This is a genomic window from Streptomyces daghestanicus, assembly GCF_020521275.1.
Lineage (GTDB): Bacteria > Actinomycetota > Actinomycetes > Streptomycetales > Streptomycetaceae > Streptomyces > Streptomyces griseoviridis.
The window spans coordinates 1,826,357-1,844,453 of sequence record NZ_BNDX01000008.1 but is presented as its reverse complement, the minus strand read 5'-3'; the positions used below and the strand labels follow the sequence as shown (position 1 = coordinate 1,844,453).

The window sequence follows — 18,097 nt, the reverse complement described above, 5'->3', positions numbered from 1 at the left end:
CCACCAGGTCATTACGCCAGAGATCGGCGCACTGCCTCGGCCAGCGAGGCCGCTCGCACATCGTCGCCGCCTCCGATGACGCGGTTCATCGCGTAGGCGAATGCAACCCCGTGCTCCGGGTCGGCGAAGGCGAGTGACCCCCCTCGGCCGGTGTGACCGAAAGAGTTCGGCCCGATCATCGGGTTGCTCTCGGTGGGCAGCATGTAGCCGGCGCTGAAGGGCTAGGGATCAGCATGACCTGGTCCTTCCCGCTGGACTGCTCCTCGGTCGCCGACGCCAGGGCGTCCGGGGAGAGAAGACGCACTCCGCCCACCTCGCCGATCAGCGCGGCGTACATGCGCGCCAGCGCACGTGCGGTGCCGATGCCGTTGGAGGCCGGGAGCTCCGCGGCCTGTACCTCCGGTGAGTCGAAGTCAATCTCGGGAGGGTCGGTGAGGCGTAGGCCCTGTTGCTGAATGAGTTCGGGTCCCGCCAAGCGGCGACCTGTTCGCGGAGTTCCTCGGGGACCGACTCGGTGGGCAGGGTGGTGAGGTCGACGTCCGGCCGCTGGTACACCATGCGGCTGACTCGGTCGCGTTCGCTGGCGGGCAGGCCGATGAAGAAGTCCAAGCCCAGTGGGGCCGCGATCTCGTCGGCGAAGAAGCGGCCTGGTGAGCGGCCGGACACCCGGCGGATCGCCTCGCCGACCAGCCAGCCCCAGGTCCGGCCGTGGTAGCCGTGCGCTGTGCCCGGAGTCCAGGGGGGGCGTTGAGCGGGGCCAGGCCAGCGCCTCCGTCAACGGCACCGGCTGATCCAGCGCGACCAGGCCGGCCTGGTGGGCCAGGAGCCAGCGCACAGGGATGTCCGCCTTGCCGTTCGCGGCGAACTCCGGCCAGTACTTCGCGGAGCCTGCCGACGTGTCTCTCACCAGCGCGGAACTCACGCGTGCGCTTGCAGAGGGAAGCAACTACTCACTCGTCATCGCCTCGAACCTGGAAGAGGGCAGAGGGACTCCGACACTGGGGATCATCACCGATCCGTTGTGCTTCTTCGAGGTCGAATCCATGGCTGACGTGAAGCTGAAGGGCGTACGTGACGCGGATGCCGACGCGGCCGTGTGGCAATGGCCGGATGCGGGGGTGTGAGAGGTCTGCCCCGTGCGGCGCGCCGATGCTCGCGGTTGTGAGGGAGGAAGAGTACGGCTTCCCACCCGCCGCGCTTGGTGAGAGATCGAGCGGCCTTGGCGATGGGGTGATGGGAGCCGTTTGGGAGCCGGGATACGGAGTCGGCTCCCAAACGGCTCCCAAAATGGCCCCCGAACCACTCAGGGGCCCGACCCGCTCTCGCGGATCAGGCCCCTGACCTGGTGTTTCAGCTGTCGGGGTGGCGGGATTTGAACCCACGACCTCTTCGTCCCGAACGAAGCGCGCTGCCAAGCTGCGCCACACCCCGAGTGTCGTCGTTTTCGCGGCGACGACGTTTACTTTAGCCCACCGTGCGCCGGAGACGAAATCCGGTTCAGCAGGGGCGGCGGAGGGGGTTCGGGCGGATGCGGTCCACGGCGATGAGGAGGACGGCCAGGGCGTAGAGGGCGAGGCCCAGGAGGAGGGCGTTGCCGAGGACGCCCCTGTAACCGTGCTGGTCGACGTCGAGGAAGGGGTAGAGGTAGCGGGCCGTGCTGCCGGGGAGGAGCAGCTCTCCGCGGAGGAGGGAGAAGGCCAGGTAGGCCAAGGGGTACAGCATCCATCCGGCGGCCTGGCGGAGCCGCATGCGGCCGGGGACGGTCAGCAGGAGCCAGTCGGCGGTGGCGGCGAGGGGCAGGGCCGTGCTGAGGAGGTGGGTGGCGACGGCGTGCCAGCCGGTGGGGGTCTCGGGGAGGGCGAAGGGGCTCGCCGGGTTGGCCAGCAGGAGGTGGTGGACCAGGGCCGACGCCACGGTGTAGAGGAGGGCCGCCCCGGTCACGGCGGAGGGCAGGGGGCGGGCGGCCGTCCAGGCCCTGCGGGCCGAGAGGGCGAGGACGACGGCCAGCAGGATGCCGCTCTGGACCGTGAAGTGGCTCAGGGCGCGGGTGGGCGGGCCGGGCAGGGACAGCTCGACGGTGACGCCGGCCGCGGCCAGTGCAGCCGCCAGCAGGCGGAAGGCGGCCGTCAGGGGGCGGCGTACCGGTGTCACCACGGCCGTGGCCGGGACCGGGGAGGGCAGCAGCGCGGGCGGGCCCGGGACCGCGGGCAGGTCCGGGATGTCCCTGGGTATCGGTGCGGTCATGCCCTCAACGTAGGGACAGGCGGTGGGAGGGGCGATGTGGGTGGGCTGTGTGGGTTACCCCCCCGGCACAGCCCCCGCTACGTCAGTCCCCCGTCACTCCCGCCCCACCAACGTGAGCAGTGTCGCCTCCGGCGGGCATGCGAAGCGGACCGGGGTGTAGCGGTTGGTGCCGCAGCCGGCCGAGACGTGGAGGTAGGACGTGTGGCCCTCCGCCGTGTGCGTGGACAGCCCCTTCACGCGGTCCGTGTCCAGGTCGCAGTTGGTCACCAGGGCGCCGTAGAAGGGGATGCAGAGCTGACCGCCGTGGGTGTGCCCGGCGAGGATCAACGGGTAGCGGTCGGCGGTGAAGGCGTCCAGGACGCGCAGGTACGGCGCGTGCACCACGCCCATCGAGAAGTCCGCCGAGGAGGACGGGCCGCCGGCCACCTCCGCGTACCGGTCCCGCTTGATGTGCGGGTCGTCCAGGCCGGTCAGCTCGACCGAGACGCCCTCGATCTTGAGGGTGCCGCGGGTGTTGGTGAGGTCCAGCCAGCCCGCGGCGTCGAAGGTGTCGCGGAGGTCTTCCCAGGGGTTGTGGACGACGTTCTTCGCGGGCGGGTTGCCGTTCAGACCGTGGCGGCCCTGGAGCTTCTCCACCACGTAGCGGGCGGGGTTGCGCAGGGCGGGGCCGTAGTAGTCGTTGGAGCCGAAGACGTACGCGCCGGGGAACTCCATCAGCGGGCCGAGCGCGTCCAGGGCCTCCGGGACGCCCTCGGGGTCGGAGAGGTTGTCCCCGGTGTTGATCACGAAGTCGGGGCGGAGGCCGGCCAGCGAGCGCAGCCAGCGCTGCTTCTTGCGCTGGCCGCCGACCATGTGGATGTCGGAGACCTGGAGCACGCGCAAGGGGCGCATACCGGAGGGGAGGACGGGGACCGTCACCCGTCGCAGGCGGAAGGAACGGGCTTCGAAGCCCGCCGCGTAGACCAGGCCGGCGGCGCCGGCCGCGGCGAGGGACAGGGGCACTCGGTATCGCGCGCGCATACGACCATCGTGTCAGATTCCCGGGGGTGCGATGCCGCGTCGGACGGCCCCGCGGAGCGCGAAGTTCCCGGTGCCGCGGGGCGGGGGGAACGCGTGGGCGTCCCCCTGGGCCTGCGATGCCCCGCCGGACGGCCCAGGAACGCACCGGCTCCCCCCTCCCTCCGGTACCGGGGAGCCCGCAGGCGTCCCCCCTCCCCCGCAGACGCGACACCGCCCCGGACCGCCCGAAGTCCCCGTCCCGCCGGTATCGGAGGAAGCAGCCCGCAAGCGTCCCCCCGGAGGCGCGATGCCCCGCCGGACGGCCCGGGGAAGGGCGAAGCCCCCGCCCCGCCGCCCCCGGAGGAAATCCGTGGGCGTCCTGAACCGCGTACCTGCGACAATCGACCCATGACCACGCTCAAGTCGAAGCTGCAGGACGACCTCAACGCCGCGATCAAGGAGCGCGACGAGCTCCGCTCCTCGACGCTCCGGCTGACGCTCGCCGCGATCACCAAGGAGGAGGTCGCGGGGACCACCAAGCGCGAGCTGTCCGACGACGAGGTGCAGAAGGTGATCACCCGCGAGGCGAAGAAGCGGCGGGAGGCCGCGGAGGCGTTCGCGGGTGCCGGGCGGGCCGAGCAGGCCGAGCGGGAGAAGGCGGAGGGCGAGGTGCTCGCCGGGTACCTGCCCAAGCAGCTGTCCGACGAGGAGCTGACCGCGATCGTCGCGCAGGCCGTCGAGGAGGCGAAGGCCGCCGGTGCCGAGGGGCCGCGGGCGATGGGTGCCGTCATGAAGATCGTGAACCCGAAGGTGGCCGGGCAGGCCGAGGGCGGCCGGGTCGCCGCCGCGGTGAAGAAGCTGCTGGCCGCCGGCTGAGCGGTGCGGGAAGGGGAACGGCCCCCGCGCTCCTGAGGGAGCGCGGGGGCCGTTTTGCTGCTGCGCGCGAGGGGCGCCGAGGCGCTCAGCCGCGTCCGCCGCCGTTGCCCTGGCCCCGGAAGATGTCGCCCCAGTCGCCGCCGTTGCCCAGGTCGCCGATGAAGTTCTCGCCGTCGCCGGTGCCGTCGTCACCGCCGGCCCCGTTGTCACCGGTGCCGTCGTCACCCGGCGAACCCCCGTCGTCCGACGGGTCGTCGTCACCGTTGCCGGCGTCGTCGTTGCCGCCCTTGTCCTTGTCGCCGCCCTCGGGGATGTCGACGTAGGAGAAGTCGGTGGCCGGCTTGCCCTCCAGGGCGCCGGTCATCATGTCGCGCCAGATCGGGCCGGGGACCTCGCCACCGAAGACCTTGTCGTGCGGGACGCCGCCGATGGTGATGTCGACCATCTGCCGCTTGTGCGCCGGGTCACCGACCCAGACCGCGCCCGCCATGTTCGGCGTGTAGCCGACGAACCAGGCCGCGTAGCGGTAGTCCGTCGTACCGGTCTTGCCCGCGCTGGGACGGCTGCCGAGGCCGGCCTCCGTACCCGTACCGTCCTCGACCACGCCGCGCAGCAGCGTGTTGATGGTGTCGGCGGTCGTCTCCGACATGGCGCGCGAGCAGGTCGACTTCGGGACCTCCAGCGACTTGTTCTGCTGGCCGACGCGCTGCGTGATCGACTGGATGGCGACCGGCGTGCAGTACATCCCGCGCGAGGCGAAGGCCGCGTACGCGCTCGCCATGGTCAGCGGGGACATCTCCTGGGTGCCCAGGGCGATGGACGGCGCCTGCTGCATCGTGCCGCCGTCGGCCCGCTCGACGCCCATCTTCTGCGCCATCTCGGTTACCGGGCAGATGCCGATGTCGCTGATCAGCTGCACGTAGTAGGTGTTGACCGACTTCGCGGTCGCCTCCTTCATCGAGTACGGGCCGACCTCGGTCTCGTTCTCGTTCTGCAGCTTCGCCGGGTTGTTCGGGTCGTTCCGCCAGGTCTTGCCGTCACAGGCCGCGATCGGGCTCGGGTACTCCATCTCGTACGGCGACGAGTACGACTTGGTCGCCGGGGTGCCGCCCTCGATGGCCGCCGCCGCGACGATCGGCTTGAACGTCGAACCGGGCTGGTAGCCGACGCCGCCGCCCATGGCCTGGTCCACGGACAGGTTCATCTGCGTCTCGTTCTTGCCGAAGCCGTACGGACGTGACTGGCCCATCGCGAGGATCTTGCCGGTGCCGGGCTCGACGACGGTGGCCGCGGTCGCCACGTCGTCGGTCTTGTACACGTGCTGCTTGATCGAGTCCTGGGCGGACTGCTGCGCCGTGGGGTCGAGGGTGGTACGGATGGTCAGGCCGCCCTGGTTCCAGACCTTGGCCCGTGCCTCCTTGGTCTTGCCGAAGACCGGGTCGCTCAGGAAGACCGCGCGCACGTAGTCGCAGAAGAACCCGGCGCCGTCCACGGCCGTGATGCAGCCGTTCTTCGGGGTGCTGACCTTCAGGCCGAGCGGCGCCTTCTGCGCCTCGGCGGCCTCCGCCTCGGAGATGTCGCCGACCTCGGCCATGCGCGCGAGGACCACGTTGCGCCGCTTGGTGGCCTCGGCCTCGTCGTTGACCGGGTCGTACCGGCTGGGCGACTGGACGATGCCGGCCAGCAGGGCCGACTCGGCGAGGGTGAGGTCCTTGGCGTGCTTGGAGAAGTAACGCTGGGAGGCCGCCTCGACGCCGTACGCCTGCTGGCCGAAGAAGGTGATGTTCAGGTAGTTCTCAAGGATCTTCTTCTTGCCCAGCTCCTCCTCGACCTGGATCGCGTACTTCAGCTCGCGGATCTTGCGGCCGATGGTCTGCTGGGTGGCCTGGGCGACCTTGGTCGGGTCGTCGCCGGCCTCCTCCACGAAGACGTTCTTCACGTACTGCTGGGTGAGGGTGGAGGCGCCCTCGGAGACGCCGCCGCTGCGGGCGTTCTTGTTGACCGCGCGCAGCACGCCCTTCAGGTCGACCGCCCCGTGCTGGTAGAAACGCGAGTCCTCGATCGCGACGATCGCCTTCTGCAGGTACGGCGAGATGTTCTTCAGGCTCACCACGGTGCGGTCGCGCGAGTAGACCGTCGCGATGGTGCCGCCGTCGGCGTCGAGGATGGTGGTGCGCTGACTCAAGGGGGGCGTCTTCATGTTGGCCGGCAGCTCGTCGAAACTCTCGACCGAGCCCTTCGCGGCCAGCCCCAGCGCGCCTACCGCGGGCAGCGCGATGCCCGCCAGGACGGCTCCCGCGAGCACACTGACACCGAGGAACTTGGCGGCCTGCTGGGCAGGTGACAGACCACCGCCGGAGCGCTTCATTGCCATGGGGGCAGCCTAATCCGTAGGTATGAGCGATCCGTAGGAGCGGGTGTTCCTCGGAGCGTTCGCGTACGAGACTGTGACATCGGACCTGTGGCACCGGACCAGCGGCGCCGGACCCGTGACACCGAAACCTGTGGCACAGGACGCGGCCGGGGACCCCGGCGCCGGTCGGGCGACCTGACGTCACGGCGACGTGAGGGACCTGCGTTCTCATTCGCCGGACACGCGTATATGCCTTGGCCTAAGCTGCTCTCGACCGTCATCGACAGTCACAGCAGTGCGGCCATGTATCAATACGCCCGGCGGCGCCGGATCGTTCCGCGTCCGTTCGACTTTTCCGAGTCCGCTCCGGCCGGGGCCCGCAGAGGGCCTGGTGGAAGCGTTCGGGGCGCACGGGTGCGTGCCGGAGCGAGTGCGGCGCGTGTCCGAATTGGCCTTGTGTGTCGAACGGAGTCCGTTGTGACGCAAGGGAAACGACCCTGATGTCGGGTTCGCCCTGTATGTCGCCAGCTCACTCCCCCGGGTGATCTGCCGCTTACCCATAGTCCGTTCGGGCCATTCAAGATTGGGCCCGCTGGGGGTGTTGCGCCGTGCCCACCTTCCGTAACGTCCTCAACTGGCGGCGGTGAATATGCCGCTGCCGCCGTGGGGGAGCCTCGATTCGGGAGAGGACGGCGCCGGTATGGGCTGGGTTACCGACTGGAGTGCGCAGGCCGCCTGCCGCACTACCGATCCGGATGAACTGTTCGTTCAGGGAGCAGCGCAGAACAGGGCCAAGGCGGTGTGCACCGGATGCCCGGTGCGGACCGAGTGCCTGGCCGACGCGCTGGACAACCGCGTCGAGTTCGGCGTGTGGGGAGGCATGACGGAGCGGGAGCGCCGCGCACTGCTGCGCAGGCGGCCCACCGTGACCTCCTGGCGCCGGCTCCTGGAGACCGCGCGCACGGAGTACGAGCGAGGAGCCGGCATCGTGCCCCTCGACGACGACGAGGTGTACGAGAACTACGCGGCCGTGGGCTGAGGCCACCCGGCCCGCCGGGCCCGCCTCACCCGCACCACCGCCCGGCACCCGCACCACCGCCCGGCACCCGCACCACCGCCCGGCACCCGCATCCGCGCCGGACCGCACCGCCGGGCAGCCACGGCAGGGCTCCGCGGCACACCTGCCCCGCCGGACGTCACACCTGCTCGTCCGGCAGCTCGGGCCGGCCCGTCGCCAGGCGGTCGCCGATGTCCCGCAGCCCCGCGAGGTCGTGCACATCGCCGGGGAGCGCGGCCACCTCGGTCACCGCCACCTCGGGGTGCAGCGCGGTGAAACGGTCCCGCGTGCGCTGCTCGCGGGAGAGCAGCTGCATCCGGTCGGCGTGCAGCCTGAGCAGGCCCGCGGCGAGCCGGTCGGCGGAGCGGTCCGCGTCCACCGCGTGCTCGGCGCCGGCCGCGTCCTGGGCGTCCGTGTCCTGGGCGTCCGTGTCCTCGGCGTCCGTGGCCTCGGGGGAGCCGGAACCGCCGTGTGTGCCGGGGGAGTTACGAAGACCAGCTTTCCCGTCGCGTTGATCCACAATGCCGGCGTCCTCAAGATTTTCCGCCGCCGCCAGCGCCCGCTCGGCGGAGAGCCGGTCCGCGCCGCTGCCGTGCACCCGGTTGAGGACCAGACCCGCGAGCGGCATGTCCTCGGCGGCCAGCCGCTGGACGAAGTACGCGGCCTCGCGCAGCGCGTCCCGCTCCGGGGCGGCGACCACCAGGAACGCCGTACCGGGCGCCTGGAGCAGCTTGTACGTGGCGTCCGCGCGGGTGCGGAACCCCCCGAACATCGAGTCCATCGCCGCCACGAACGTCTGCACGTCCTTCAGGAACTGCCCGCCGAGCACCTTGCCGAGGACGCCGGTCATCATCGACATCCCGACGTTCAGGAACTTCATGCCGGCCCGGCCGCCCACCTTCGCCGGGGCCAGCAGGACCCGGATCAGCTTGCCGTCGAGGAACGAGCCCAGGCGCTTGGGCGCGTCCAGGAAGTCCAGGGCCGAGCGGGACGGCGGGGTGTCGACGACGATCAGGTCCCACTCGTCGCGGGAGCGCAGCTGCCCCAGCTTCTCCATCGCCATGTACTCCTGCGTGCCCGCGAAGCCCGCCGAGAGCGACTGGTAGAAGGGGTTCGACAGGATCGCCCGGGCCCGCTCGGGGTCCGCGTGCGCCTCGACGATCTCGTCGAAGGTCCGCTTCATGTCGAGCATCATCGCGTGCAGCTCGCCGCCCGCCGAGTCGTCGATGCCCTTCACCCGCCGCGGCACGTTGTCCAGCGAGTCGATGCCCATGGACTGGGCGAGCCGGCGGGCCGGGTCGATGGTCAGCACGACCACCTTGCGGCCCCGCTCGGCCGCGCGCAGCCCCAGCGCCGCCGCCGTGGTCGTCTTGCCGACGCCACCCGAACCGCAGCACACCACGATGCGGGTGTCGGGGTCCTCCAGCAGGGGGTCGATCTCCAGGACGCGGGTGGGGGACAGCCGCCGTACGGCCTCCCGGTCGCGGTCCTGCTCCGGTCGGCCTCGGCCCGTGCTCATGCGATCCCCTGCTTCCGCAGCTCGGTGGCCAGCTCGTACAGACCCGCCAGGTCCATCCCCTCGATGAGCAGCGGCAGTTCGTGCAGCGGCAGGTCCAGCTCGCCGAGGACCGCCCGCTGCTCCTGCTCCAGCTCGTACCGCGCGGCGTACTGCCCGGCCTGGTCCAGGAGCGGGTCCACCAGCCGCTCGGCGTGCCCGCCGCGCCGCGCCCCGCCGAGCCCGGCGGCCGACAGGGCGCGCGCGAGGGAGGCCCGCGGCAGCGTCCGTACGCGCCCCAGGTCCTCGGCGTCCAGCACCTCCGGGCGGACCATGTTCACCATGACCCGGCCCACCGGCAGCCCGGCGGCGCGCAGCTCGGCGATGCCGTCGGCGGTCTCCTGGACCGGCATCTCCTCCAGCAGCGTCACCAGGTGCACGGCCGTCTCGCGGGACTTCAGGACGCGCATCACCGCCTGCGCCTGATTGTGTATCGGGCCGATCCTGGCGAGCCCCGCCACCTCGTCGTTGACGTTGAGGAAGCGGGTGATGCGGCCCGTCGGGGGCGCGTCCATCACCACGTAGTCGTAGACGAACCGGCCGGCCCGGTCCTTTCTGCGGACCGCCTCGCACGCCTTGCCGGTCAGCAGGACGTCCCGGACCCCGGGCGCGATGGTGGTCGCGAAGTCGATGGCGCCGAGCTTCTTCAGGGCCCGGCCGGCACCGCCCAGTTTGTAGAACATCTGGAGGTAGTCCAGAAGGGCCAGTTCGGGGTCGATGGCGAGGGCGTACACCTCCCCGCCCCCGGGAGCGACGGCGATCTTCCGCTCCTCATAAGGCAGCGCTTCGGTCTCGAAGAGCTGCGCGATGCCCTGCCGGCCCTCGACCTCGACGAGAAGCGTCCGCTTCCCCGCCGTGGCCAGGGCCAGCGCTAGGGCGGCGGCCACCGTGGTCTTGCCGGTTCCGCCCTTGCCGCTGACGACCTGGAGCCTGCTCACGTATTCGAGCGTAACCAGTCCTGGCCCGGGCTACGCGGAGGGCTGTGGACAACAGCGGATACAGTCGCCCCATGACCAAGTGGGAATACGCGACCGTACCGCTGCTCGTCCACGCCACGAAGCAGATCCTGGACACCTGGGGCGAGGACGGCTGGGAGCTCGTCCAGGTCGTGCCGGGGCCGAACCCGGAGCAGCTCGTGGCCTACCTGAAGCGGGAGAAGCAGGCGTGAGCGCGGTCGAGGCGCGCCTCGCCGAGCTGGGCATCACGCTGCCGGAGGTCGTTCCCCCGCTGGCCGCCTACCAGCCGGCCGTGCGCTCCGGCGCGTATGTCTTCACCGCCGGCCAGCTCCCGATGGTCGACGGCGCGCTGCCGATGAGCGGCAAGGTCGGCGGCGAGGTCACGCCCGAGGAGGCCAAGGAGCTGGCGCGGATCTGCGCGCTGAACGCGCTGGCCGCCGTGAAGTCCGTCACCGGCGACCTCGACCGCGTCGCGCGGGTCGTGAAGGTCGTCGGCTTCGTCGCCTCCGCCCCCGACTTCACCGGGCAGCCCGCCGTGCTCAACGGCGCCAGTGAGCTGCTCGGCGAGGTCCTCGGCGACAAGGGCGTCCACGCCCGCAGCGCGGTCGGCGTCGCGGTGCTGCCGATGGACGCGCCCGTCGAGGTCGAGATCCAGGTCGAGCTGACCGGGTCCTGACCCCGGGGCCGGGATGTTGCCGGATCGGCAACGGACCTCGCCCCCGGCGCACCGGGCGGCCCAGGATCGTCGGCGGGTGCCCGTACGGAACCGAGCGGGCACCCGGACGACACCCAGCGCCCGGGAGGCACCATGACCCAGCCCCGTCCGACCACCGCCCCCGCCCATCGTCTGGTGCCCGGCCCGGCCGGCCGGGTGCACCTCGTCGAGCAGGGCAGCGGCCCGCTGGTCCTGCTGGTGCACGGCTTCCCCGAGTCCTGGTACTCCTGGCGCCGCCAGCTGCCCGCCCTGGCCGCCGCCGGGTACCGCGCCGCCGCCCTCGACGTACGCGGCTACGGCCGCTCCTCCCGGCCCGCCGATCCGGCCGCGTACCGGATGCTCGACCTGGTGGCGGACAACGTCGCCGTCGTCGAGGCGCTCGGCGAGCGCGAGGCGGTGATCGTCGGCCACGACTGGGGCGCGACCGTCGCCGCGACCTCCGCGCTGCTGCGGCCCGACGTCTTCCGCGCGGTCGGCCTGCTGAGCGTTCCGTACACCCCGCCGGGCGGCCCGCGGCCGAGCGAGGTCTTCGCCGCGATGGGCGGCCCCGACGCGGAGCAGGAGTTCTACGTCTCGTACTTCCAGGAGCCCGGCCGCGCCGAGGCCGAGATCGAGCCCGACGTACGCGGCTGGCTCGCCGGTTTCTACGCCGCCCTGTCCGCCGGCACCCAGCCCGGACCCGGCGCCCCCGACCCGCACTTCGTGTCCCGCGGCGGCACCCTGCGCGAGCGCTTCCCGGCCGGCCGGCTGCCGTCCTGGCTCACCGAGGAGGACCTCGACGTGTACGCCGGGGAGTTCGAACGGACCGGTCTGACCGGCGCCCTGAACCGGTACCGGAACATGGACCGCGACTGGGCCGACCTCGCCGCCCACCACGGCGCCCCCGTGAAGCAGCCCGCCCTCTTCCTCGGCGGCGCCCTGGACGCCTCCACCACCTGGCTGTCCGACGCCATCGCCGCCTACCCCGCCACCCTGCCCGGTCTGACCGCGTCGCACCTGCTGGACGGCTGCGGCCACTGGCTCCAGCAGGAACGCCCCGAGGACACCAACCGGCTGCTGACCGACTGGCTGGCCGCGCTGCCCGCCTGACCGGACATCCCGGCCACTCGAACATCCGCCGGTCACCGGATAGCCTCCGGCCATGGTGAACGGGCAGTGGTACCCACCGGAGTGGCCGGACCGCATCCGCGCGCTGGCGGACGGCACCCTCACCCCCGTCGTCCCCAGACGCGCGGCCACCGTGCTGCTGCTGAGGGACCCGGGGCCGGCCGTCCACCTGCTGCGCCGCAGCACCTCCATGGCGTTCGCGGGCGGCGCGTACGCCTACCCGGGCGGCGGCGTCGACCCGCGCGACGACGACCGCGCGGTCGGCTGGGCGGGCCCCTCGCGCGCCTGGTGGGCCGAGCGGCTCGGCGTCGCGGAGAGCGCCGCGCAGGCCATCGTCTGCGCGGCCGTCCGGGAGACGTACGAGGAGGCGGGCGTCCTCCTCGCCGGGCCGGACCCGGAGTCCGTCGTCGGGGACACCACCGGTGACGGCTGGGAGGCCGACCGTGCCGCGCTGGTCGCCCGGGAGCTGTCCTTCGCGGAGTTCCTGGACCGGAGAGGACTCGTCCTGCGCTCCGATCTGCTGGGCCCGTGGGCGCGCTGGATCACCCCGGAGTTCGAGGCCCGGCGCTACGACACCTGGTTCTTCGTGGCGGCCCTCCCCGAGGGGCAGCGCACCCGCAACGCCTCCACGGAGGCCGACCGCACGGTGTGGACCACCCCGGCCGAGGCCGCCGCCGGGTACGACCGGGGCGAGCTGCTGATGATGCCGCCGACGATCGCGACGCTGCGGGCGCTGACGCCGTACGGCACGGTGGCGCAGGTGCTGGCGGGCGCGGCCGGCCGGGACCTGACGCCGGTGCTGGCGCGGGCCCGCATGGAACGCGGCGAGCTGGTGCTGTCGTGGCCGGGGCACGAGGAGTTCACCAGACACGTACCGACCACCGGCCGGGCCGTTCCGGCCACCACCACGGACCGGGCCGTTCCGGCCACCACTACGGACCGGGCCGTTCCGGCCACCACCGACCGGACCGGGGGACTTCCCGCATGACCGACGCGACCGCCCTGCCCGGACAGCCGCGCGGCGGGGCGCTGAGCGGGCCCGCCACCGCGCGGGCCGTCAACGTCCTCGCGCCCAACGCCTCGCCGATGACCCTGGACGGCACCAACACCTGGATCGTCGCCGAGCCGGACTCCGAGCTGGCCGTGGTGATCGACCCGGGCCCGCTGGACGACGGGCACCTGCGGCACGTCGTGGACACCGCCGGGCGGGCCGGCCGGCGCGTCGCCCTGACGCTGCTGACCCACGGGCACCCCGACCACGCCGAGGGCGCCGCCCGCTTCGCCGAGCTGACGGGGACGCGGGTGCGGGCGCTGGACCCGGCGCTGCGGCTGGGCGACGAGGGGCTGGGCGCCGGGGACGTGGTGACGGTCGGCGGCCTGGAGCTGAGGGTCGTACCGACGCCGGGGCACACCGCCGACTCGCTCAGCTTCCACCTGCCCGCCGACCGGGCGGTGCTGACCGGGGACACGGTGCTGGGGCGCGGCACGACCGTCGTCGCCCATCCCGACGGCCGGCTCGGCGACTACCTGGACTCGCTGCGGCGGCTCAGGTCGCTCACGGTCGACGACGGGGTGCGCACGGTGCTGCCGGGACACGGGCCGGTCCTGGAGGACGCCCAGGGGGCCGTGGAGTACTACCTCGCCCACCGCGCCCACCGCCTCGCCCAGGTGGAGACGGCGGTCGAGGACGGCTACCGGACGCCCGCCGAGGTCGTCGCCCACGTCTACGCGGACGTCGACCGCTCCCTGTGGCCGGCGGCGGAGCTGTCGGTACGGGCGCAGCTGGAGTACCTGGAGGAGCACGGGCTCATCCGCTGAGCCCGCGCCGGGGGTGGTGGGGCCGGGCCGGGCTCAGCGGGAGCGCTTGGCGAGCCGCTCCACGTCCAGCAGGATCACCGCGCGGGCCTCCAGGCGGAGCCAGCCGCGCTGGGCGAAGTCGGCCAGCGCCTTGTTGACCGTCTCGCGGGACGCGCCGACCAGCTGGGCCAGCTCCTCCTGCGTGAGGTCGTGCACGACGTGGATGCCCTCCTCGGACTGCACGCCGAACCGGCGGGACAGGTCCAGCAGGGCGCGGGCGACGCGGCCCGGGACGTCGGAGAAGACCAGGTCGGACATGGCGTCGTTGGTCTTGCGCAGCCGACGGGCGACGGCGCGCAGCAGCGCGGTGGCCACCTCCGGCCGCACGTTCAGCCAGGGCTGGAGGTCGCCGTGGCCGAGGCCCAGCAGCTTGACCTCGGTCAGTGCGGTGGCGGTCGCCGTGCGCGGACCCGGGTCGAACAGCGACAGCTCGCCGATCAGCTCGCCGGGGCCCACGACGGCCAGCATGTTCTCGCGGCCGTCGGGCGAGGTGCGGTGCAGCTTGACCTTGCCCTCGGTGACCACGTACAGGCGGTCGCCCGGGTCCCCCTCGTGGAACAGCGAGTCACCGCGAGCGAGGGTCACCTCACTCATGGAGGCGCGCAGCTCGGCGGCCTGCTCGTCGTCGAGCGCCGCGAAGAGCGGGTTGCGCCGCAGAACGTCGTCCACGAGTTCTCTCCTATTCGACCTGCTCAGGGGAGCTTTCTCCCCGGTGGTTCCAGGGGACCGAGGTGCCCATTGTGCGGGACGGTCCAAACAGTGTGATCTGTCACAAGGATGCCGCACTGGTGTCCCGGGGTACGCGGCAGGGGTCCAATCGGGCGCCGATCTTCGGGGCCCGGGGCGGTTGTCGGTGCCGGGCCGTAGGCTGGCCGGGTGTCCAAATCGCCGGTGAGAGCGCAGGCCGAGGGGGCTGGGCAGGTGGCTGCACGTCGTGATTCCGCTGTGGGCGAACAGAGCCCCGATGGCGGTAGGAAAACCATGAAAACGCTCCGCGGCGAGACGGCCGCCGGGAAGGCCGCCGGCGAACCCGAGGCGGGGGAGACCGCCGCCGAGAAGCCCGCCGCCAGCAAGCCGGCGGCGAAGAAGCCCGCCGCCAGGAAGCCGGTCGCCAGGAAGCCCGTCGTCGCCCCGGAGAAGGCCACCGCCACCGTCAAGGGCGCGGGCCCCGCGAAGAGCGTCGCCGCGACCTCGCCGCGCGAGGAGTCCCGTACCGCGCTGGTCCGCCGCGCCCGCCGCATCGACCGCGAGCTGGCGGAGGTCTACCCGTACGCCCACCCCGAGCTGGACTTCGAGAACCCCTTCCAGCTCCTGGTCGCCACGGTCCTGTCCGCCCAGACCACCGACCTGCGGGTCAACCAGACCACCCCGGCCCTCTTCGCCAAGTACCCCACCCCCGAGGACCTGGCCGCCGCCAACCCGGAGGAGGTCGAGGAGATCCTCCGCCCGACCGGCTTCTTCCGGGCCAAGACCCGGTCGGTCATAGGGCTGTCCAAGGCGCTCGCGGAGGAGTTCGGCGGTGAGGTCCCCGGCCGCCTGGAAGACCTGGTCAAGCTGCCCGGCGTCGGCCGCAAGACCGCCTTCGTCGTCCTCGGCAACGCGTTCGGGCGCCCCGGCATCACCGTCGACACCCACTTCCAGCGCCTGGTGCACCGCTGGCAGTGGACCACCGAGACCGACCCCGACAAGATCGAGGCCGCGGTCGGCGCCCTGTTCCCCAAGAGCGCCTGGACGGACCTCTCCCACCACGTCATCTGGCACGGCCGCCGGATCTGCCACGCCCGCAAGCCCGCCTGCGGCGCCTGCCCCATCGCCCCGCTCTGCCCGGCGTACGGCGAGGGCGAGACCGACCCCGAGAAGGCGAAGAAGCTGCTCAAGTACGAGAAGGGCGGCTTCCCCGGACAGCGGCTCAACCCGCCGCGGGCGTACCTGGACGCGGGCGGCACGCCGGCGCCGCCCCTGGGGCGTTCCTGATGCCGCACGCCCCGGCCGGGCGGGACGCCGCGCATACCGGCGCCCGGACGGCGGAACGATCTCGGGGACACCGGGCGTTGGACACGACAGAACGGGGGTGGCGATGACGCGTGCGAGCGACATGCGGGAGGTCGCGCTCGACCGGGCCGGCCTGCCCGCCTGGCTGGAGCCGGTGGCGCGGGCGGTGGACACCGTACGGCCTTCCGAGCTGAGCCGGTTCCTGCCCCCCAAGGACGGCGGCGGACGGCAGTCGGCCGTGCTGGTCCTCTTCGGGGAGGGAGAGCGCGGGCCCGAGCTGCTGCTGATGGAGCGCGCCGGTTCGCTGCGCTCGCACGCCGGACAGCCCGCCTTCCCGGGCGGCGCGCTCGACCCCGAGGACGGCGACCCGCTGGGCGACGGCCCGCTGCGCGCCGCCCTGCGCGAGGCCGAGGAGGAGACCGGGCTCGACCCGGCCGGCGTGCGCCTCTTCGGCGTGCTGCCGAAGCTGTACATCCCCGTCAGCGGTTTCGTCGTCACGCCCGTCCTGGCCTGGTGGCGTGAGCCCAGCCCGGTCGGGGTCGTCGATCCGGGCGAGACGGCCCGGGTCTTCACGGTCCCCGTGGCCGATCTCACGGACCCCGCCAACCGGGCCACCACCGTCCACCCCAGCGGCCACCGGGGTCCGGCGTTCCTGGTCGAATCGGCCCTGGTGTGGGGGTTCACGGCCGGCATCATCGACCGGCTGCTGCACTTCGCGGGCTGGGAGCGGCCCTGGGACCGCGGCCGGGAGGTCCCGCTGGACTGGCGCGCATGACAGGGTGGGCGCCGTGCCGTGCCCACCGGGGGGACGCGCCCCGGGCCCGCGAGCGGGCCGAAGTGAGCGGATCGACGAGGCGAGGCTAAGAAGCGGTGAACGTGCTGGACATCCTGTTGCTGGTCGCCGCCGTCTGGTTCGCCGTCGTCGGCTTCCGCCAGGGCTTCGTCGTCGGCATCCTGTCGGTGATCGGTTTCCTCGGCGGCGGCCTGGCCGCCGTCTACCTGCTGCCCGTCGTCTGGGACCTGCTGACGGACAACGCGGAGGTGCAGACCACGGCCGCGGTCGTCGCGGTCGTCGTCGTCATCGTCTGCGCCTCGGTCGGGCAGGCCCTCACCACCCATCTCGGCAGCAAGCTGCGCCGGCACATCACCTGGTCGCCGGCGCGCGCCCTGGACGCCACCGGCGGCGCCCTGGTCAACGTCATCGCCATGCTGCTGGTCGCCTGGCTGATCGGCTCGGCCGTCGCCGGCACCACCCTGCCGACCCTGGGCCGGGCGGTGCGCGACTCCAAGGTGCTCACCGGCGTCGCCGAGGCGCTGCCCCAGCGGGCCGACGGCTGGTTCACCGACTTCTCCTCCATCCTCGCGCAGAACGGCTTCCCGCAGGTCTTCAGCCCGTTCTCCGACGAGCCGATCGCCGACGTCGACCCGCCCGACCCGGCGCTCGCCCGGAGCGCCGTCGCGGTGCGCGCCCAGCGCTCCATCGTCAAGGTCGTCGGCACCGCCACCGGGTGCGGCAAGGTGCTGGAGGGCACCGGCTTCGTCTTCGGCGAGCGCCGCGTGATGACCAACGCGCACGTCGTGGGCGGCGTCGACGAGCCCACCGTCCAGATAGGCGGCGAGGGCCGCACGTACGACGCGACGGTCGTCCTCTACGACTGGCGGCGCGACATCGCCGTCCTCGATGTGCCGGACCTGCGGGCGCCGGTGCTGCGGTTCGCCGAGGAGGACGCGCGGGTCAACGAGGGCGCCATCGTGGCCGGTTTCCCGGAGAACGGGTCGTACGACGTCCGGGCGGCGCGGCTGCGCGGGCGCATCACGGCCAAGGGGCCGGACATCTACCACCGGGGCACCGTCGGCCGCGACGTCTACTCGCTCTACGCGACCGTGCGTCAGGGCAACTCGGGCGGACCGCTGCTCACCCCGGACGGCGAGGTCTACGGGGTGGTGTTCGCCAAGTCCCTCGACGACCCGGACACCGGGTACGCGCTCACCGTGGACGAGATCCAGCAGGACATCGCCCAGGGACGGACCGCCAACCAGCAGGTGGACAGCGACAGCTGCGCGCTGTGACCGACCGGCCTGCGGGCCCGGCGGCGGCTCAGTCGCGGGAGTGGCGCAGGCGCACGGAGACCCAGCGGGCGCGGCGGCGCAGGATACGCGGAATCCCCACCACCCTCAGCTCCGTGCCCGGCATGGGCGGGGCGCCGCCTAGCTGGTGGGGGCTCGGACCGCTCGTGGAGCGGCGGGTGCGTGGTGCGTCACTGTAGTCGTGCGTCCAGCCCATACCCCGACGTGTGCCCCCGCCCCAAGGTCCATAACCGCTCAGGAGACGTCCAATTGGCCTATGCGGCGGGCATGTGGCCGTCCGGGGAACGCGGGGCCCGGT

18 protein-coding genes, 1 tRNA gene and 1 pseudogene are annotated in these 18,097 nt (G+C 72.6%); 11 read left to right on the top strand and 9 right to left on the bottom strand.

What is annotated here, in order from left to right:
- Nucleotides 1-11: 11 nt before the first annotated feature.
- Nucleotides 12-886 (bottom strand): annotated as a pseudogene (locus Sdagh_RS17865) (serine hydrolase domain-containing protein); the annotation flags it as partial.
- Between Sdagh_RS17865 and Sdagh_RS17860 the strand changes: the two are divergent.
- Nucleotides 840-1,124: a hypothetical protein gene (locus tag Sdagh_RS17860; RefSeq protein WP_226535374.1), complete on the top strand. Its 285-nt coding sequence runs from the start codon at nucleotides 840-842 to the stop codon at nucleotides 1,122-1,124. The pseudogene Sdagh_RS17865 and the gene Sdagh_RS17860 sit on opposite strands and share 47 nt — an antisense overlap.
- A 233-nt stretch (nucleotides 1,125-1,357) precedes the next feature.
- On the opposite strand, the gene Sdagh_RS17855 is transcribed toward Sdagh_RS17860, so the two are convergent.
- From Sdagh_RS17855 to Sdagh_RS17845, 3 genes are all read right to left on the bottom strand, one after another.
- Nucleotides 1,358-1,431 (bottom strand) — tRNA-Pro (locus tag Sdagh_RS17855).
- A gap of 66 nt (nucleotides 1,432-1,497) precedes the next feature.
- Complete coding sequence (locus Sdagh_RS17850) at nucleotides 1,498-2,244, bottom strand: Pr6Pr family membrane protein (RefSeq protein ID WP_190076970.1); 747 nt, start codon at nucleotides 2,242-2,244, stop codon at nucleotides 1,498-1,500.
- Nucleotides 2,245-2,337: 93 nt separating this feature from the next.
- A complete protein-coding gene (locus tag Sdagh_RS17845; protein ID WP_189425206.1) occupies nucleotides 2,338-3,264 on the bottom strand; it encodes a metallophosphoesterase in 927 nt (308 codons plus the stop codon).
- A 387-nt stretch (nucleotides 3,265-3,651) separates the two neighbouring features.
- Between Sdagh_RS17845 and Sdagh_RS17840 the strand changes: the two genes are divergently transcribed.
- Nucleotides 3,652-4,119: a GatB/YqeY domain-containing protein gene (locus Sdagh_RS17840; protein ID WP_189421903.1), complete on the top strand. Its 468-nt coding sequence runs from the start codon at nucleotides 3,652-3,654 to the stop codon at nucleotides 4,117-4,119.
- An 85-nt stretch (nucleotides 4,120-4,204) separates the two neighbouring features.
- On the opposite strand, the gene Sdagh_RS17835 is transcribed toward Sdagh_RS17840, so the two are convergent.
- Entirely contained in the window at nucleotides 4,205-6,493 is a 2,289-nt protein-coding gene (locus Sdagh_RS17835; RefSeq protein WP_190076969.1) for a transglycosylase domain-containing protein, read from the bottom strand.
- Between the two features lie 679 nt (nucleotides 6,494-7,172).
- Here Sdagh_RS17835 and wblA point away from each other — a divergent pair.
- On the top strand, nucleotides 7,173-7,511 hold the full coding sequence (wblA, locus tag Sdagh_RS17830; protein ID WP_188185285.1) for a transcriptional regulator WblA: 339 nt from the start codon (nucleotides 7,173-7,175) through the stop codon (nucleotides 7,509-7,511).
- Nucleotides 7,512-7,668: 157 nt separating this feature from the next.
- Here the strand turns inward: wblA and bagB are convergent, their stop codons facing one another.
- The gene (bagB, locus tag Sdagh_RS17825) at nucleotides 7,669-9,048 is read right to left on the bottom strand and encodes an ATPase BagB (protein WP_190076968.1); all 1,380 of its coding nucleotides are present in this window, start codon (nucleotides 9,046-9,048) and stop codon (nucleotides 7,669-7,671) included.
- Nucleotides 9,045-10,022, bottom strand: a complete 978-nt coding sequence (bagA, locus tag Sdagh_RS17820) for an ATPase BagA (protein WP_190076967.1) — start codon at nucleotides 10,020-10,022, stop codon at nucleotides 9,045-9,047. Before bagA ends, bagB begins: the two co-directional genes overlap by 4 nt.
- A gap of 71 nt (nucleotides 10,023-10,093) precedes the next feature.
- On the opposite strand from bagA, the gene sp36 reads away from it, so the two are divergent.
- From sp36 to Sdagh_RS17795, 5 genes are all read left to right on the top strand, one after another.
- Complete coding sequence (sp36, locus tag Sdagh_RS17815; protein WP_009189813.1) at nucleotides 10,094-10,252, top strand: Sp36 family protein; 159 nt, start codon at nucleotides 10,094-10,096, stop codon at nucleotides 10,250-10,252.
- On the top strand, nucleotides 10,249-10,716 hold the full coding sequence (locus Sdagh_RS17810) for a RidA family protein (RefSeq protein ID WP_189421908.1): 468 nt from the start codon (nucleotides 10,249-10,251) through the stop codon (nucleotides 10,714-10,716). The genes sp36 and Sdagh_RS17810 overlap by 4 nt, the downstream gene beginning before the upstream one ends.
- Before the next feature lie 132 nt (nucleotides 10,717-10,848).
- On the top strand, nucleotides 10,849-11,844 hold the full coding sequence (locus Sdagh_RS17805) for an alpha/beta fold hydrolase (protein WP_189421909.1): 996 nt from the start codon (nucleotides 10,849-10,851) through the stop codon (nucleotides 11,842-11,844).
- A 52-nt stretch (nucleotides 11,845-11,896) separates the two neighbouring features.
- Nucleotides 11,897-12,850 carry an NUDIX hydrolase gene (locus Sdagh_RS17800; protein ID WP_190076966.1) on the top strand — a complete coding sequence of 318 codons (954 nt, stop codon included), beginning with the start codon at nucleotides 11,897-11,899 and terminating at the stop codon, nucleotides 12,848-12,850.
- A complete protein-coding gene (locus tag Sdagh_RS17795) occupies nucleotides 12,847-13,680 on the top strand; it encodes an MBL fold metallo-hydrolase (RefSeq protein ID WP_190076965.1) in 834 nt (277 codons plus the stop codon). The genes Sdagh_RS17800 and Sdagh_RS17795 overlap by 4 nt, the downstream gene beginning before the upstream one ends.
- A 33-nt stretch (nucleotides 13,681-13,713) precedes the next feature.
- Here Sdagh_RS17795 and Sdagh_RS17790 read toward each other — a convergent pair whose 3' ends face one another.
- Nucleotides 13,714-14,388: a Crp/Fnr family transcriptional regulator gene (locus tag Sdagh_RS17790; protein ID WP_189421912.1), complete on the bottom strand. Its 675-nt coding sequence runs from the start codon at nucleotides 14,386-14,388 to the stop codon at nucleotides 13,714-13,716.
- Between the two features lie 312 nt (nucleotides 14,389-14,700).
- Here Sdagh_RS17790 and nth point away from each other — a divergent pair, with 312 nt between their 5' ends.
- The 3 genes from nth (at nucleotide 14,701) to Sdagh_RS17775 (ending at nucleotide 17,781) form a co-directional block, all read left to right on the top strand.
- The gene (gene nth, locus Sdagh_RS17785) at nucleotides 14,701-15,693 is read left to right on the top strand and encodes an endonuclease III (RefSeq protein ID WP_189421913.1); all 993 of its coding nucleotides are present in this window, start codon (nucleotides 14,701-14,703) and stop codon (nucleotides 15,691-15,693) included.
- Between the two features lie 103 nt (nucleotides 15,694-15,796).
- Nucleotides 15,797-16,486 (top strand): NUDIX hydrolase, encoded by a 690-nt coding sequence (locus Sdagh_RS17780; protein WP_189421914.1) that lies wholly within the window; start codon nucleotides 15,797-15,799, stop codon nucleotides 16,484-16,486.
- A gap of 95 nt (nucleotides 16,487-16,581) precedes the next feature.
- Nucleotides 16,582-17,781 (top strand): MarP family serine protease, encoded by a 1,200-nt coding sequence (locus Sdagh_RS17775; RefSeq protein WP_189421915.1) that lies wholly within the window; start codon nucleotides 16,582-16,584, stop codon nucleotides 17,779-17,781.
- A gap of 28 nt (nucleotides 17,782-17,809) precedes the next feature.
- Here Sdagh_RS17775 and Sdagh_RS17770 read toward each other — a convergent pair whose 3' ends face one another.
- On the bottom strand, nucleotides 17,810-17,995 hold the full coding sequence (locus tag Sdagh_RS17770) for a hypothetical protein (RefSeq protein WP_226535281.1): 186 nt from the start codon (nucleotides 17,993-17,995) through the stop codon (nucleotides 17,810-17,812).
- Nucleotides 17,996-18,097 lie beyond the last annotated feature (102 nt).